Source organism: Nocardioides sp. NBC_00163, assembly GCF_045206295.1.
Lineage (GTDB): Bacteria > Actinomycetota > Actinomycetes > Propionibacteriales > Nocardioidaceae > Nocardioides.
This window is the reverse complement of the sequence record NZ_CP108155.1, coordinates 3,227,868-3,244,342: the sequence shown is the minus strand read 5'-3', so window position 1 is coordinate 3,244,342 and position 16,475 is coordinate 3,227,868. Positions and strand designations below refer to the sequence as shown.

At 68.0% G+C, this 16,475-nt stretch carries 14 protein-coding genes; 8 read left to right on the top strand and 6 right to left on the bottom strand.

What is annotated here, in order from left to right:
• The first annotated feature begins 246 nt into the window (after positions 1-246).
• From OG801_RS15590 to OG801_RS15575, 4 genes are all read left to right on the top strand, one after another.
• Positions 247-1,542, top strand: coding sequence for an extracellular solute-binding protein (locus tag OG801_RS15590; RefSeq protein ID WP_406029621.1), 1,296 nt, complete (start codon positions 247-249; stop codon positions 1,540-1,542).
• Between the two features lie 79 nt (positions 1,543-1,621).
• Entirely contained in the window at positions 1,622-2,545 is a 924-nt protein-coding gene (locus OG801_RS15585) for a carbohydrate ABC transporter permease (protein WP_406029620.1), read from the top strand.
• A gap of 5 nt (positions 2,546-2,550) precedes the next feature.
• On the top strand, positions 2,551-3,384 hold the full coding sequence (locus OG801_RS15580; RefSeq protein WP_355018739.1) for a carbohydrate ABC transporter permease: 834 nt from the start codon (positions 2,551-2,553) through the stop codon (positions 3,382-3,384).
• Positions 3,385-3,395: 11 nt separating this feature from the next.
• Entirely contained in the window at positions 3,396-4,604 is a 1,209-nt protein-coding gene (locus OG801_RS15575) for a sn-glycerol-3-phosphate ABC transporter ATP-binding protein UgpC (RefSeq protein WP_355018740.1), read from the top strand.
• 76 nt (positions 4,605-4,680) lie between these two features.
• Here OG801_RS15575 and OG801_RS15570 read toward each other — a convergent pair whose 3' ends face one another.
• The 5 genes from OG801_RS15570 to OG801_RS15550 all read right to left on the bottom strand — a co-directional run bounded on the left by OG801_RS15570 (position 4,681) and on the right by OG801_RS15550 (position 12,168).
• On the bottom strand, positions 4,681-6,564 hold the full coding sequence (locus tag OG801_RS15570) for an acetyl/propionyl/methylcrotonyl-CoA carboxylase subunit alpha (RefSeq protein ID WP_406029619.1): 1,884 nt from the start codon (positions 6,562-6,564) through the stop codon (positions 4,681-4,683).
• Positions 6,565-6,584: 20 nt separating this feature from the next.
• Positions 6,585-8,111, bottom strand: a complete 1,527-nt coding sequence (locus OG801_RS15565; RefSeq protein ID WP_406029618.1) for a carboxyl transferase domain-containing protein — start codon at positions 8,109-8,111, stop codon at positions 6,585-6,587.
• Positions 8,112-8,187: 76 nt separating this feature from the next.
• Positions 8,188-8,751, bottom strand: a complete 564-nt coding sequence (locus OG801_RS15560) for a TetR/AcrR family transcriptional regulator (protein ID WP_355018743.1) — start codon at positions 8,749-8,751, stop codon at positions 8,188-8,190.
• A 34-nt stretch (positions 8,752-8,785) separates the two neighbouring features.
• Positions 8,786-9,472 carry a hypothetical protein gene (locus OG801_RS15555; RefSeq protein ID WP_355018744.1) on the bottom strand — a complete coding sequence of 229 codons (687 nt, stop codon included), beginning with the start codon at positions 9,470-9,472 and terminating at the stop codon, positions 8,786-8,788.
• The gene (locus tag OG801_RS15550) at positions 9,469-12,168 is read right to left on the bottom strand and encodes a DEAD/DEAH box helicase (protein ID WP_406029617.1); all 2,700 of its coding nucleotides are present in this window, start codon (positions 12,166-12,168) and stop codon (positions 9,469-9,471) included. The genes OG801_RS15555 and OG801_RS15550 overlap by 4 nt, the downstream gene beginning before the upstream one ends.
• Before the next feature lie 108 nt (positions 12,169-12,276).
• Between OG801_RS15550 and OG801_RS15545 the strand changes: the two genes are divergently transcribed.
• From OG801_RS15545 to OG801_RS15535, 3 genes are all read left to right on the top strand, one after another.
• Positions 12,277-12,993, top strand: coding sequence for a molybdopterin-dependent oxidoreductase (locus OG801_RS15545; protein WP_406029616.1), 717 nt, complete (start codon positions 12,277-12,279; stop codon positions 12,991-12,993).
• Between the two features lie 41 nt (positions 12,994-13,034).
• Positions 13,035-14,636 (top strand): DHA2 family efflux MFS transporter permease subunit, encoded by a 1,602-nt coding sequence (locus OG801_RS15540; RefSeq protein WP_406029615.1) that lies wholly within the window; start codon positions 13,035-13,037, stop codon positions 14,634-14,636.
• Positions 14,637-14,710: 74 nt separating this feature from the next.
• Entirely contained in the window at positions 14,711-15,469 is a 759-nt protein-coding gene (locus OG801_RS15535; protein WP_406029614.1) for an endo alpha-1,4 polygalactosaminidase, read from the top strand.
• A gap of 32 nt (positions 15,470-15,501) precedes the next feature.
• Here the strand turns inward: OG801_RS15535 and OG801_RS15530 are convergent, their stop codons facing one another.
• Positions 15,502-15,996 (bottom strand): hypothetical protein, encoded by a 495-nt coding sequence (locus tag OG801_RS15530; protein ID WP_406029613.1) that lies wholly within the window; start codon positions 15,994-15,996, stop codon positions 15,502-15,504.
• Positions 15,997-16,265: 269 nt separating this feature from the next.
• Here OG801_RS15530 and OG801_RS15525 point away from each other — a divergent pair, with 269 nt between their 5' ends.
• The gene (locus OG801_RS15525) at positions 16,266-16,472 is read left to right on the top strand and encodes a DUF4333 domain-containing protein (protein ID WP_406029612.1); all 207 of its coding nucleotides are present in this window, start codon (positions 16,266-16,268) and stop codon (positions 16,470-16,472) included.
• Positions 16,473-16,475 lie beyond the last annotated feature (3 nt).

The following is a 16,475-nucleotide window of genomic DNA, read 5'->3' as shown; positions in this document are numbered from 1 at the left end:
CGCGAGAGGTTGGGCAGACCTCAGGCAGCACGAGACACCGCCGAGCGAGACACGACCTGAATGCGGTCGATCCGAGGGTCGCAGTAACCGACTGGCCGGCGGTCAGGTCATGGACATCAACCGATTTCAACGGTAGAACGGCGTGACAAGCATCACAGATCGGGGGACCGTGGTTTGAAGCACGAGAAGCGAGGGCGCGGATCCAAGAGCGCGCCAAGACGAGGTCACCGACCATCGGGCCGACGCGTGATTGCGCAGGTCGCGGTGGCCGCACTGGCCGCCGGCGGGCTAGCCGCATGTGGAGGATCCAGCGACGCGGTCCTCAACTGGTACGTCAACCCCGACGGGGTCGAGGTCTTCGAGAAGTACGCCGACCAGTGCGGCACGGACGACTACGGCATCGAGGTCCAGCTGCTGCCGACGGGTGCCACCGATCAGCGCACCCAGCTCGCCCGACGGCTGGCCGCCGAGGACTCCTCCACCGACCTGATGAACCTCGACCCGGTCTTCGTGCCCGAGTTCGCCAACGCCGGCTGGCTGAAGGAGGTCGAGGGTGACCTCGGCGACCGGATCATCACCAGCGCGGAGGGCGAGGGCGACTACCTCTCCGGCGCCGCCGACACTGTGGTCTGGGAGGACAAGGCCTACGCGATCCCGTTGTGGGCGAACACGCAGATCCTCTGGTACCGCGAGTCGCTCGCCAAGGACGCCGGCCTGGACATGACCCAGCCGGTCACCTGGGAGCAGGTGATCAAAGCGGCCGCCGACAACGGCGCGTCGGTCGGTGTCCAGGCCGACAAGTACGAGGCGTACGTCGTCTGGATCAACGCTCTCGTCCAGGGCGCCGGGGGCGCGATCGTCTCCGACACCGAGGCCGGCCGGGACGCCAAGGTCGAGATCGACTCCGAGGCAGGCCGCCAAGCCGCGACCGTCATCGAGATGCTCGCCGACTCGAGCGCGGCCCAACCCGACCTCAGCGTCTCGCGCGAAGGGACCAGCCTCGGCCAGATGTTTCCGAAGAACGGCCCAGGTGAATTCATGGCCAACTGGACCTTCGTCTACAAGAACTACGAAGGCTCGATCGATCAGGCGGGCGGACCGACCAAGGAGCAGTTCGGTGACCTCCGCTGGGCCCGCTACCCGGCGACGGTGGAGGGGGAGGTGTCCAAGCCGCCGGTCGGCGGGATCGATATCGGCGTCGGCGCCTTCTCGAAGCACCCGGACTGGGCGGCCGAGGCGGCCGCGTGCATCACCTCCGAGCAGGCGCAGGTCGACCTGGCGCTCGAGGCGGGGCTGATGCCCTCGACCAACGCGGCCTACGACGAGGTCGCCGCCAGCGGCGACTACCCGGAGGACCTGATCGAGCTCTACCGGACCAGCGTCGACGAGGGTGGACCTCGGCCCAAGAGTGCCTACTACTCGATGATCTCCGGGGCGATCCAGTCGACCTGGCACTCGCCGGAATCGGTCGACCCCGACACCACACCCGAGGAGTCCGCGACCTACCTGGAGGACGTGCTGGAAGGGAAGTCGCTGCTATGAGCGAGCGTCAGCGAGTGAACCGTCCGGACATCATGCGACCGCGTCCGTATCCTGGCGCCGGCGGTTCGGAGGTGGTCGCGTGAGCGCCGTTGCCGCCCCGGACAAGAGCAAACCGGTCGTGAGCGACCGTGCCCGCGCCGAGAGCCGGCTCGGGCAGAAGCTGGTGGCCCCGGCCATCGTGCTGATGCTGCTCGTCACGGCCTTCCCGATGCTGCGGGCCATCTACCTGTCGACCTTCGACTACGCGCTGACCGCGCCCGAAGAGCGTGCATTCATCGGCCTGAGCAACTACGTCACTGCGCTCACCGACCCGCTGTTCTGGCAGACGACCGGTGTCACCGTGCTCTACATGGTGGTCACGGTGTCGGTCGAGCTGGTGATCGGGTTCATCTTCGCCATGGTGATGCACCGGGTGATCTTCGCCCGGGGCGTGATCCGGACCTCGATCCTGGTGCCCTACGGCATCATCACCGTCGTATCGGGCTTCGCCTGGCAGTTCGCGTTCTCTTTCCAGAACGGGTTCATCAACGGGTGGCTGCCGTTCGTGGGCGACGACTTCAACTGGTTCGGCCAGACCGGGTCGGCAGTCGTCGCGATCATGGTCTCCGAGATCTGGAAGACCACTCCCTTCATGTCGCTGCTGCTGCTCGCCGGTCTGGCACAGGTCAGTGAGGACATGATCGAGGCGGCGAAGGTCGACGGGGCGACGTGGACCCAACGGCTGACCAAGGTGATCCTGCCGAACATGCGCGCAGCGATCATGGTCGCCGTCCTGTTCCGTGCTCTCGACGCGTACCGGATCTTCGACAACATCTTCGTGATGACCTCTGGAGCGGTACGGACCGAGTCGATCAGCTTCCTCACCTATCGCCAGACCATCGAGCAGTTCCAGCTCGGCATGGGCTCGGCGTTGTCGGTGCTCCTTTTCCTATCCGTCCTGGTGGTCGCCTTCTTGATCGTCAGACTCTTCCGCGTCGACCTGGCGCAGGCTCGACAGGGGTGATCGGGATGAAGAACCGTATCGGCATCATCATCGGCTGCATCCTGATCCTCGTCTGGTGCCTGCTCCCGGTGGCCTGGATCATCTCGCTGTCCTTCAAGTCCGAGGCCGCGATCACCAACGGCAGCCCCGGCTTCTTCCCGGCCGACGGCGGCGGCGCGGGCTGGGACAACTACGTGGCCGTGTGGGACAACGAGCAGTTCCGGCGCGCGATCTTCAACTCGATCGGGATCAGCCTGATCGCGACATTGCTGTCGGTCATCGTGGCCACCCTGGCGGCGTACGCGATCGCTCGGCTGGAGTTCCGTGGCAAGAAGGCGGTGCTGACCATCGCGTTGGCGATCGCGATGTTCCCGGTGGTCTCGCTCGTCGGCCCGCTGTTCGACATGTGGCGGGCCATCGGTCTCTACGACACCTGGCCGGGCCTGATCATCCCCTACATGTCCTTCACGCTACCGCTGGCGATCTGGACGCTGTCGGCCTTCTTCCGCGAGATCCCGTGGGAGCTGGAGCAGGCCGCCCAGGTCGACGGCGCCACCTCGTGGCAGGCCTTCCGCAAGGTGATCGTGCCGCTGGCCGCGCCAGGCGTCTTCACCGCGGCGATCCTGACGTTCTTCTTCGCGTGGAACGACTTCGTCTTCGGCATCTCGCTCACCTCGACCGAGAACGCCCGGCCGATCCCGGCATCGCTGTCCTTCTTCGTCGGCGCCGACCCGTTCAACCGGCCAGCCTCCCTGCTGGCCGCGGGAGCGGTCATCGCGACGATCCCGATCATCGTCATCGTCCTGATTTTCCAGCGCAAGATCGTCGCCGGTCTCACGTCCGGCGCAGTGAAGGGATAGGTGCTGCTGCCATGGCCGCTATCACCATGAACCACATCGTCAAGCAGTACGGCGACGGCTTCCCGGCCGTGAACGACATCTCCATCGACGTGGCCGACGGGGAGTTCATGATCCTCGTCGGACCATCGGGCTGTGGTAAGTCCACCCTGCTACGCATGATCGTCGGTCTCGAGGACATCACCTCGGGCGACATGACGATCGGCGACCGCCGGGTCAACGACCTCGCCCCGCGCGATCGCAACCTCGCGATGGTGTTCCAGAACTATGCCCTCTACCCCCACCTCACCGTCTACGAGAACATCGCCTTCCCGCTGCGGCTGGCCAAGGTCCCCGAGGCCGAGCTCGACAAGCTGGTGCGAGACGCATCCGCGACCCTCGAGCTCGACGAGCACCTCGACCGCAAACCCGGCAACCTCTCCGGCGGCCAGCGGCAGCGGGTCGCCATGGGACGCGCGATCGTCCGGCAGGCCGACGTGTTCCTCTTCGACGAGCCGCTGTCGAATCTCGACGCAAAGCTGCGCGGCCAGATGCGCACAGAGATCGCCCGCCTGCAGAAGCGGCTCGGCATCACCACCGTCTACGTCACCCACGACCAGACCGAGGCCATGACGTTGGGGGACCGGGTCGCCGTGCTCAAGCGCGGCGTCCTGCAGCAGCTGGCCACCCCGCGCGAGCTCTACGAGAACCCGGGCAACCTGTTCGTGGCCGGCTTCATCGGCTCGCCGCCGATGAACTTCCTACCGGCCACGGTCAAGGGCACCACGGTCGAACTGCCGTTCGGCAGCGTGGAGATCCCGGCCGAGAGGGCCGAGCGTGCCGCCGGCCGCGGGCTGCTCATCGCCGGCATCCGGCCCGAGCACTTCGAGGACGCCTCACTGGCCTCGAACTCCGGACGCACCGGCTCGACGTTCTCCGCCAAGGTCGACGCCGTCGAGTGGCTGGGCAACGAGACCTACGCCTACATCCCCTTCGAAGCGCCCGACGAGGTCAGAGCCCAGCTCCAACAGCTCGAGAAGGACCTGGACGGGGAAGGTCTGCGCACCCAGCTCGTCGTCTCGCTCGACGGATCCAGCCGGATCGCGGAGGGTCAGGACGCCGAGATCTGGGTCGACGGCCGCCGCATCCACCTCTTCGATCCCTCGACCGGCGAGAACCTCACAGTCGACCGCGAGCACGCCGGGCGCATCCTGGGCGCCGAGGTCGACTCGGGCAAGGCCTGATTCGGAGCTGTCCGACCTGAGCGCCCCTGACTCGCGGAAACCGAGACCGCCGCCAATGGGTGCACGGCCAAGGTCATCAGGATCGCGCGGAAACCTCTGCTTCGACCACAAAGAGCTCGGCGCCGAGGGGGACCTGGGATCCCGCTGACGCGCCGACGACGGTGACCGTGCCGGCGAACGGGGCCTTGAGGGAGACCTCCATCTTCATCGCCTCCATGACCCCGAGCACCTGGCCCTCGTCGACCTGGTCACCGACCTGGACACGTACGTCGATGACGGTGCCGGGCATCTTGGCCTCGACGGCGCCGTCGCTGTGGTGGGCGGCGGCGCCGGCGACGCGGTCGGGCGGGGAGAAGTCGAAGCGGTGTCCTTGGTGGACGATCTCGGCGAGGCCGGACTGGACGTTGATGGCCGCCCAGTGACGTACGCCGTCGACGATGGCCACGAGGACGTGGTCGGCGGCGCTGATCTGCCGGACGAGATGGTCGTCGACGCGGCCGGAGGGGCGGTCGACGGTGACACTGCGGTCGAGGTCGACGATGGTCGGCGCCGGGGAGCCGGCGAGGCGCCAGCCGTCGGCACGGAACGGCGTCGTGGTGTCCGAGACCGCCGACAGCATCGCGCTGACCCAGCCGACGAGCGCGCGCGGCACCTCGGGGTCAGGTGTGGGCACCTCGTTGCGGTCGAGCCAGGCGGTGTCGATCTCCGCGTCGCGGAAGGCGTCGGAGGCGGCCAGCACGCGCAGGAAGCCGGTGTTGGTGGTCAACCCGAGGACGGCGGTCGCATCGAGCGCCTTGACCATCGCCGTACGGGCCTCCTCGCGGTCGGCGCCGCGCACGATAACCTTGGCGAGCATCGGGTCGTAGGCGGTGCTGACCACCTGCTCGCTCTCCAGAGCGTGCTCCACACGAGCGCGCTCGGGCCAGCGCACGATCGAGGTCCGGCCGGCCTGCGGCAGGAAGCCTTCGAAGGCGTCCTCCGCATAGACCCGGACCTCGATGGCGTGGCCGTCGATGCGTACGTCGTCCTGGGCGATGCCCAGCGGCTCACCGGCAGCGACCCGGAGCTGGAGCGCGACGAGATCGGCGGCTGCCCCGTCGATGCGTACCGCCTCCTCGGTGACCGGGTGCTCGACCTGGAGGCGGGTGTTCATCTCCAGGAAGTACGCCTCGCCGGACGCCTCGTCGAGGAGGAACTCGACCGTCCCGGCGCCGGTGTAGTCGACCTGGCGAGCGAGCGCGACGGCGCTGGTCAGGACCAGGTTCCGCTGCTCGTCGGTGAGCGTCGGGGCGGGCGCCTCCTCGATCACCTTCTGATGGCGACGCTGAACCGAGCAGTCCCGCTCGAAGAGGTGGATGACGTTGCCCTGGGTATCGCCGAAGACCTGCACCTCGATGTGGCGGCCACGCTCGACGTACTTCTCGATCAGGAGGGACTCGTCGCCGAACGCGCTCAGCGCCTCACGGGCGGCCGCCGCGCGGGCCTCGTCCAGCTCCTCCGGCGAGCGGACGATGCGCATGCCCTTGCCGCCGCCACCCGCCGCGGCCTTGACCAGCAGCGGGTAGGGGCTGTCCTCGCCCCGCGGAACCACAGGTACGCCCGCGGCGACCGCGATCTCCCGGGCCGCGTCCTTGCGGCCCATCTGCTCGATCACCTCCGGCGTCGGACCCACCCAGGTCAGCCCCGCCTTCGCCACCGCGCGTGCGAACTCGGCCCGCTCGGAGAGGAACCCGTAGCCCGGGTGGACGGCCTCGGCACCTGCCTCGGCGGCGGCCGCGACCACCGCATCGGCGTCGAGGTAGGACGCGACCTCGACGGCCTCGTCGGCGTCGCGTACGTGAGGCGCGTCCGCGTCGAGCGCGGTGTAGATCGCAACAGTGCGGATCCCCAGCTCACGACAGGTGCGGAAGACGCGTCGCGCGATCTCGCCGCGGTTGGCGACCAGAACACTCTCGAACATCCCAGACTCAAACATTCCAGTCACATCCTGAAGATTCCGTAGCGGGGTTCGGGGGTCGGCGCGTTCGCCGCCACCGCGAGCCCCATCGCCAGCACCCGTCGGGTGTCGGCGGGGTCGATGATGCCGTCATCCCACAGCCGCGCGGTGGCGTAGTAGGGAGAGCCCTGGGTCTCGTACTGGTCCCGGATCGGCGCCTTGAACTCCTCGTCGTCCGGCTTGCCTGCGACCGTCGCGAGCACCGATGCGGCCTGCACGCCGCCCATGACCGAGATCCGCGCGTTGGGCCACATCCACAGGAACCTCGGGTCGTACGCACGACCGCACATGCCGTAGTTGCCGGCGCCGTAGGACCCGCCGATGACGACGGTGAACTTCGGGACCACGGAGCAGGCGACGGCGGTGACGAGCTTGGCGCCGTCGCGGGCGATGCCCCTGTTCTCGTACTCCTTGCCGACCATGAAGCCGGTGATGTTCTGCAGGAACACCAGCGGGATGCCGCGCTGGTTGCACAGCTCCACGAAGTGAGCGCCCTTGAGCGCGGACTCGGAGAAGAGGATGCCGTTGTTGGCGACGATCCCGACCGGCTGACCCTCGATGTGGGCGAAACCGCAGACCAGCGTCTCGCCGTAGAGCGCCTTGAACTCCTGCAGCTTGGACCCGTCGACGATGCGGCGGATCACCTCGCGTACGTCATAAGGGGTCTTCGTGTCGGCGGGCACCACGTCGGTGAGCGTCTCGGGGGATTCGACCGGCTCGTCGTACGTCGTCGTCCGCGTCTCCTGCTCAGGCAGGGTCGAGACGATCCCGCGGACGATCTCGAGCGCGTGCTTGTCGTCGTCGGCGAGGTGGTCGACGACGCCCGACTTCGTCGCGTGGACGAGCCCGCCGCCGAGCTCCTCCGCGGTGACCTCCTCGCCCGTGGCCGCCTTCACCAGCGGCGGCCCGCCGAGGAAGATCGTGCCCTGGTCGCGCACGATCACGGTCTCGTCGCTCATCGCCGGCACGTAGGCGCCACCGGCGGTGCACGAGCCCATCACGGAGGCGATCTGCGGGATCCCGCGCGCCGACATGTTGGCCTGGTTGAAGAAGATCCGCCCGAAGTGCTCGCGGTCGGGGAAGACCTCGTCCTGCTTCGGCAGGAACGCGCCGCCGGAGTCGACGAGGTAGATGCACGGGAGGCTGTTCTCGGCCGCGATCGTCTGCGCTCGCAGGTGCTTCTTGACCGTCAGCGGGTAGTAGGTGCCACCCTTCACGGTCGCGTCGTTGGCCACGATCATGCACTTGCGGCCACTCACCATCCCGATCCCGGCGACCACGCCGGCCGACGGCACCGCCCACTCGTCGCCGTCGTCGTACATCCCGTACGCAGCCAGCGGACTCACCTCCAGGAACGGTGACCCGGGGTCGAGAAGACCGTCCACCCGGTCGCGCGGGAGCAGCTTCCCGCGGTCGGTGTGCCGTTGCCGGGAGCGTTCGCTCCCCCCTTGCCGTACGCGCTCGAGCCGCTCTCGCAGCTCGAGCGTCAGCTCGCGCAGATTCGACGCCATGGACCGAGGTTAACGTTCATTAACCTCGGGTGACAAGCCCCACACCGAAGTCACCCGCGCCGGGACGACTCGGCGGCTACTCCGCGAGGGCTCCGCGGGCCATCTTGGTGAGCACCGCGCGGGTCGCTTCCTCGGGGAGGACCCGGTTGTGCGGGGTGGAGTTGATGAGGCCGAAGACGGCGTGGGCCATCGCGCGGGCGCTGTCGAGAGCCAGCGCCGGGTTGCGGTCGCGGAGCTGGTCGGCCCAGAGGTCGACGTACTTCCGCTGCAGGGTGCGCACCTGCTCGCGCGCCTCGTGCGGAAGCGACTGCCAGTCACGCTCCTGGACGACGATCAGGGCGCGGTCGCGCAGAGCGAAGTCGACGTGCCATTCGATCAACGCCTCGATGGCCTCCGCGGTGCTCGACGCGCCCTTCACCCGGGCGCGTCCTTCGCGGAGCAGCTCCTGGGAGATCGAGACGAGCATCTCGGCGAGCATCGCGTCCTTGCTCGGGAAGTGCTTGTAGAGCGCCGGGCCGGAGATGCCGCAGGCGGCACCGAGCTCGGAGACGGAGACTCCGTGGAAGCCGCGGGCTGCGAAGAGCTCGGCCGCGGTGTCCAGGATCTGCTCGCGCCTGGTCTTCGTCGGGGCCGAGGTCATTGCACGAGGTTATCGCGTGAGCTCCGGAGGCATCTCACTCCTCGAGCAGGTGGCGTGCTCGGAGCACCGCGTCGAGCGCGATCTCGACGTCGTCGACCTGGTCGCGGGTCGACTCGCCAGGCGCAGCGACGTCGACCGCCGCCTGCCCTGCCCGCCGATCCGGACGCAGCCCCCTTCGCAGGCTCGCCAGCAGCTCGTCACGCTCCGCCCCGCGCAGATGAAGCAGCGTGGACGCGTCGCGATCGACGATCCAGCAGAGCTGGTGCAGCACTGCGAGCGAGTGGCCGCACACCGCGTGCCAGTGCCCGCAGGTGCAGGTCACCGCGAGCTCCTCGCCATAGGGGACCAGCTCGACCCCGGCCTCCTCGGCGTGCTCGGCCACGTCCAGCGGCAGCTCACCGACCAAGAGCGCCTCGGCCCGCTCGGGCGAGGCACCGAGGACCTCCAAGAGCGCGGCAACGGACTCTGCACCCAGCACCGGCACCGTGCCGGTCACAGTCCACAACCCGAGCTCGTCATCGACCGCCGCCGCAAACCGCCCGGGCTCGACGACCAGGCCGCCGATCCGCCCCGAGCGGGCGAGCGACCGAGCACCGGAGAGCTGGTTGGCGTCGTACGCCAGCTCCTCGATGGCCCGCAGGAACGCTCGACCCCACCACGACTCGACTCGCACCATCCCACGCCGGTGCGGCTCGCGGGCGAAGGTCAAGGCCAGTCTCATGAGGCGATCCGGCGACGTTTTCGGCGCTTCTGGGGACCGAGCTTGACCAGCTCACGGAGCTCGGCGTTGGACAGTTCGGTGAAGGCGGCCTCGCCGCCTCCGAGGACAGCGTCGGCGAGCACCCGTTTGCGCTGCAGCAGCTCCGCGACGCGCTCCTCGACGGTGCCTTGGGTGATGAGCCGGTGGACCTGGACCGTACGCGTCTGGCCGATACGGTGAGCCCGGTCGGTGGCCTGGTCCTCGACCGCCGGGTTCCACCAGCGGTCGACGTGGATCACGTGGTCGGCGCGGGTCAGGTTGAGCCCAACCCCGCCGGCTTTGAGCGAGAGCAGGAAGACCGGCACCTCGCCGTCCTGGAAGCGCGAGACCATCCGGGAACGCTCCGCCACCGGGGTGCCGCCGTGCAGGAACTGGTGGGCGACACCGGCGGCGGCCCAGTGAGTCTCGAGGAGACGGGCCATCGCGACGTACTGCGTGAAGATCAGGACGGCACCCGACTCGGCGAGCACCGTCGAGACCAGCTCGTCGAGGAGGTCGATCTTCTGCGACCGCCCCGCGATCCGCCCGCCTTCCTGCTTCAAGAACTGAGCCGGATGGTTGCAGATCTGCTTGAGCCCGGTGAGCAGGCTGAGCACCAGCCCGCGACGCTGAGGGTCATCGGCATCGAGCCGCTCGATCCGCGCCATCGCGTCGCGTACATAGGCCTCGTAGAGCACGGTCTGCTCCCGCGTCAGCGCCAGCAGGTGGTCGGTCTCGGTCTTGGGTGGAAGCTCGGGAGCCACACCGGGGTCCGACTTGCGGCGGCGCAGCATGAACGGGCCGACCAGCGAGGCGAACTCCTTCGCCTTCCCGACGTCGGCACCGGCCTCGATCTGGCTCGCCCAGGCACGGCGGAAGGCCAGCCGGCTCCCCAGCAGACCTGGTACGCACCAGTCGAGCAGCGCCCACAGCTCGGTCAGGTTGTTCTCCACAGGGGTGCCGGTCAGGGCCACCCGGGCGTGCGAAGGGATCTCGCGGAGCGCCTTCGCGGTCGCGGAGGCGGCGTTCTTCACGTGCTGCGCCTCATCGGCGACGACGAGCCCCCACGGCTCCGCCGAGAGCAGCTCGGTGTCGCGCCGCATCGTTCCGTACGTCGTCAGCACCACCCCGCTCGCGCCCTCGACGTCGCGCTCGGCACCATGGTGGCGGCGCACCTCCACCTCGGGAGCGAACCGGGCGAGCTCGGCCTCCCAGTTGCCCAGCAGGCTCGCCGGGCAGACCACCAGGGTCGGCCCCGAATGCTCCTTCTGCCGATGGAGGTGGAGCGCGATCGTCATCAGCGTCTTCCCGAGCCCCATGTCGTCGGCCAGACAGCCACCGAGCCCGAGCGAGGTGATCCCAGCCAACCAGGTCAGCCCCTCGACCTGGTAGCCACGCATGGTGGCCTGCAGCCCGGTGGGCACCTCGACAGGAGGCCCCGAGGTCGCCGCGATCACCTCGTCGCGAAGGCGCGCGATCGAGGCCCCGATGATCACCTGCTCGCCCGGTGCCGCCTCGGCGACCTCCTTCGGCACCTGACCGGTCAGTGCGACGGCCAGCGCCTCCCCGCCGCTGATCCGCTTGAGCAGCCGCTTGCGCGCACGTCGGAGAACCGAAGGATGGACGACCGCCCATGCCCCTCTCAGCCGAAGCACCGGACCCGCGGCGGCTGCCAGGGAGTCCATCTCGGCGGCATCGAGCGGCTCGCCGCCGAGCGCCAGCTGCCACTGGAAGGCGAAGAGGCCCTTCTCCCCGAGCGGCGACTCGCGCATCAGATCCTCGCGCGCGTCGGTCGACGAGGACGCCACCCGGTCCACCGCCACCGATGTCGTCAGGTCCCGAGACAGCGAACGCGGCCAGAGCACGTCGACACCGCGCTCCTTGAGCCACTCGACCCCGTCCTCGAGCAGGCCGACGACCTCATCGCTGGCCAGGGTCAGGGACGAGGGCACCGGCAGGTCGAGCAGCTTGTCGAGCACGGGCCACGCCTCGGCAGCGCCTCGGAGAGCGACCTGCGCATGCGTACGCGCCCGGGGGCCGAACCCGTGGTCGTCGGCCTCGTCCCACAGCCGAGCGGCATCGGCCACGTGCAGCGGGTCGGCCTCGTCGTGCACCTGTGGCACCAACGTCAGCGACCCGATGAGCAGGTCCTCCTCCGGCGCCTCGACCCGGAAGGAGAGCCGTACCAACGACGGCAACGAGGCCGTCACCGGCCCCTCATCGGTCCGATAGCGCGACAACCGGGTCTGCAACGACTCCCGGAACGCACTCGACCCGGAGGCCTTCGGTGCCGAGGTCGGCACCGCGTCCGCGACCGCGGCCACGATCTCGCGCACCAGCAGCTCGGCCGCCTCGTCGTCCAGATCCTCATAGGCGCGCGAGGAGGCCAGCAGCCGCACCCGCTCCTCGTCCTCCGGCGTGTAGCGGACCGCCCACGAACCATCGGCCGGCTCCAGCTGCCCCGCCGCCACGAACCGGAGCCCGAGATGGGCTGCCGACGCGACCAGGGCGACCGAAGGATGCAGATCGGTGGCTGCGTACGCCTTCTTCAGGACCGGCAGCGCGGCCCGCATCGGCAACGACACCGACCGCCGGGAGTCCACGAACTCGACGGCCGAGTCCCGCGGCGGCTGCGCCGGGCGGAAGACCGCGCGACCGGTGACGGGTACGAAGGACATGGACACGACCGTAGCCGCCACCACCGACGGTTTCTCATCCTCGAGGATGAGGTGGTCGCGCCCAAAGGTTGAGGCGCGCCGTGCCGGGGCACTGCCACGGTGGCTGACATGACTGAGACCACCCACCCACGCACCGCCCTCCCGCCCGGACAGCGGCAGATCGACTTCTTCCCGCGCTTCGGCCGACGTGTCGACCAGCCCCCACCGACGGTGCCCGAACATCCGACGGTGGTGTTCGGCGGAGCGCTCACGACGCCGATCGAGATCGCCGTGGAGGAGCTCATCGGCAAGGATCGTCGCGACCTCCACGCCGACTTCCACTGCGTCGCTGGATGGTCGGTGACGGATCTTCAGTGGGAGGGCGTCGCCTTCGCCGAGGTCTATCGGCGCTACGTCGCACCCGCCCTCGCACCAGGCACGATCGTGACTCACGTCCGCGTGCGCGGCCTCGACGGCGAACTCTTCGTGGCCGAGCTGGACGACCTCCTGGCCGACGACGTACTCCTCGCCGATCGACTCGGCGGTCGGCCGCTCGACGGCGATCACGGCGCCCCGCTGCGACTGGTCAACCCAGCGCAGTACGGGTACGCCAACATCAAGCACGTGTGTCGCATCGACGTGCTCGCCGGAGCACCGGCGGCAGGCTCACCGGCGCTGGTCGACCGGCTGCTGCAGTCCCACCCGCGGGCGCGGGTCTGGGAGGAGGAGCGCCACGGCACGCTGCCCGGCTGGCTGATCCGGCCGATCTACCGGCTGATCAAGACCGTCATGCTCTCGGCGGCCGCTCGCCACAGTGAGTCAGGTCACCAATCAAATGCAAAATAATGGCTAGGGGACCTATCAACCCACACGTAGGCTGTCAACCCGTGACAGACATTTCTGCCAAGAAGGCACCGGACGATCACCTCGACAAGAGCGTGCTCATCGTCGCGGGCGTCGTCGTACTCGGATCGATCATGTCGATCCTCGACATCACCGTTGTCTCCGTCGCGCTGGAGACCTTCCAGCGCGAGTTCGACGCCACCTCTGCCGAGGTCGCCTGGACGATGACCGGCTACACCCTCGCCCTGGCGACGGTGATCCCGCTGACCGGTTGGGCCGCCGACCGGTTCGGCACCAAACGCCTCTACATGACCGCGATCGTGCTCTTCGCGCTCGGCTCGGCGCTGTGCGCGCTGGCCACGACGCTGCCGATGCTGGTCGGCTTCCGCGTACTCCAGGGCCTCGGCGGCGGCATGCTGATGCCGCTCGGCATGACGATCCTGACCCGCGCCGCCGGCCCCGAGCGGGTCGGTCGTGTGATGGCGATCCTGGGCGTACCCATGCTCCTCGGCCCGATCCTCGGCCCCATCATCGGTGGCGCGCTGATCGACTCGGCCTCGTGGCACTGGATCTTCCTGATCAACATCCCGATCGGCGTCGTCGCCCTGGTGTATGCCTGGCGGGCGCTGCCCAAGGACCACGTCGAGCCGTCGCAGTCCTTCGACTTCCTCGGCATGGTGCTGCTGTCCCCGGGTCTGGCGCTGTTCCTGTACGGCGTCTCCTCGATCCCCGAGGCCGGCACGCTGCTGGACGCCAAGGTGCTCTCGTTCATGGTCGCGGGTCTGGTGCTGATCGCCGCGTTCATCCCGTGGGCGCTGTCGTCCCGCAACGACCACCCGCTGATCGACATTCGTCTCTTCGGCAACAAGGAGCTCACCGTCGCGGTGATCACCCTGTCGATCTTCGCGATGGCGTTCTTCGGTGCCTCGCTGCTCTTCCCGCTCTACTACCAGCAGGTACGCGGCGAGGACGCCCTCCACGCCGGCCTGCTGCTGGCTCCGCAGGGTCTGGGCGCGATGGTCACGATGCCGATCGCCGGCATGCTTGCGGACCGCACCGGCCCGGGCAAGGTCGTCCTCAGTGGTCTCACCACGATCGCGGTGGGCATGTTCATGTTCTCGCGACTCGACGAGGCCACGCCCTACTGGTACCTCCTCCTGTCGCTGTTCATCATGGGCCTCGGCATGGGCGCGACGATGATGCCGACCTTCGCCGCCGCCCAGGCGACGCTGCGTGAGCACACCATCGCCCGAGGTACAACTCTGGTGAACATCGTCCAGCAGGTCGCCGCGTCCGCCGGCACCGCGCTCTTCTCGGTGCTCCTCACCAACGCGCTGACCAGCAAGGAGTCGATCTCCACGGCGGATGACCTCGCCGACAAGCTCGGTGTCTCGACCGGCGGTCTGGAGTCGTTCATGGCCGACCCGGCCAACCAGCAGAAGATCGGTGAGGCTGCCGCTTCGCTGGGTCTCGACCCGGCCAAGCTGCCTGAGGTCTTCAAGGCCATCCCGGTCGAGATGGCCGAGGCGTTCTCGAGCACCTTCGTGGTCGCCGCGATCCTGGTGCTGGTCACGCTCATCCCGGCGTGGTTCCTGCCCAGGAGCAAGGCCGAGCACGGAGCCGCCGCTCCCACGGTCCTCCACTGATCCGCTCACGTACGCAGGGCCGGGCTGCCACTGGCAGTCCGGCCCTCGTTCTACTCGTCGGCCTGTTCGCCCTGGTGGGTTGCGGCTCCCCTTCTGTCGCACTCCCACCGACGGAAGGCGTCTTCGACTACCAGCTCGGCGCTGCCGCCGATCAGCTGACCGACGGCACGCCTCTCGATGTGGTCGTACGCGACGCCACCGCCACCCCGCTCAAGGACGCCTACAACGTCTGCTACGTCAACGGCTTCCAGACCCAGCCCGGCTCCGACTGGTCCGATCGCCCGTCCGCGCTGCTGCGCGACGCCGCCGGCGATCCCGTACGCGACCCCGACTGGCCCGACGAGATCATCCTCGACCCCTCCACCGCCTCCGCCCGTGCCTCGATCCTGGAGGTGGTCGGCCCGGTCATCGAGGGCTGCGCCGACGACGGCTTCGACGCCGTCGAGATCGATAACCTCGACACCTGGACCCGCTTCGATGCGATCTCGAAGGACGGCGCCCTCGCCCTGGCGTCCGCATATGTCACCGCCGCCCACGACCTCGGCTTGGCGATCGCCCAGAAGAACGCCGCCGAAGCCGCCCGCCCCGCCCACGACGACCTCGGCTTCGACTTCGCCGTCGTCGAGGAGTGCGGCGCCTACTCCGAGTGCGCCGCCTACACCGACGTCTACGGCTCGCACGTGCTCCAGATCGAGTACCCCGACTCGCTAGCCGAAGCCGACCTCTCCTTCGCCGACGTCTGCGCCGATCCCGCCCGCGCCCCGCTCACCATCCTCCGCGACCGCGACCTCGTAAAGCAGGGCAACCCCGCGTACGTCTACGACAGCTGCTGAAGGCTCAACTGCCAAGGGTGTGCGCTGTTCAATCAGCGAGCAAAGAGCTTCCCCAGCGCGCTCCCGTGCTGCCATCCGTGATACTCGAGCCACGTAAAGAGCGGCTCCTTGATCCGACCAGTCTCGAACGAGTACGCGACGGGTTGGAAACCAACCTTGTCATCACCGTCACTAGTCGAGGAGCGGTTGACACCGCCGAACTCGAAGTGCCACTTCTTCTTGACCATCTTCCCGGATGACCAACTCTGTTCCGCCCCGAAGCTGAACCCGTCGTCTGTGAATCCTGCGTGAGCCTCGGTCTCTGAACTGTGATCCTGGTAGTCGAACGTTCCGTTTCGCTCATTGAGTGTCACTATCAAGCGATAAGACTGGTCAATGTGAGTGACCTCGGTCGGATACAGACTGGTCGCTTTGACGACGTCCCACCAGCCAAGGATCTGACTGCCTTGGGCGAAGAAGCTGAAGGGTTGACTCTCGACATTCAGCGTGACGATCTCCGGCAACATCTGGGCGAGGGGCGTCGGCATGTCTACTTTCTACCTCGGAACGGACCAGTTGGCCAGCGACACGAGTGTCCGGGCATCCCGTCGATCCCCGCGCCGCCACAGACTGGTCCCCCAAACTTGCGTTGCTTCTGATCTAATGGGCCGCAGGTCCGGACTTGGACCAAAGTAGCGCCATCGTCGTCTCAACCTAAGGACCACCTATGCTCGGAAGAAGAGTGGCATCTTTCCCGCTGGCTATCATCGTGCTGTTTGGATTGTCCGCGTGCGGCGGAAGCATCCAGGAAGATAGCTTGGAGAAGAACGTAACTGATCAGCTTGAGAAAATGGCAGGGCAACGGCCGGATGAAGTCGATTGTCCCGGAGATCTGAAGGCTGAGGTGGGCGCCGATATCCGGTGCACACTCACCGCCGGCGGAGAAGAGATCGGCCTCACCGTAACCGTCACTTCCGTAGACGGAACCGACGCAAAGTACGAGATCCAGGTTGACGAGAAGTAACCC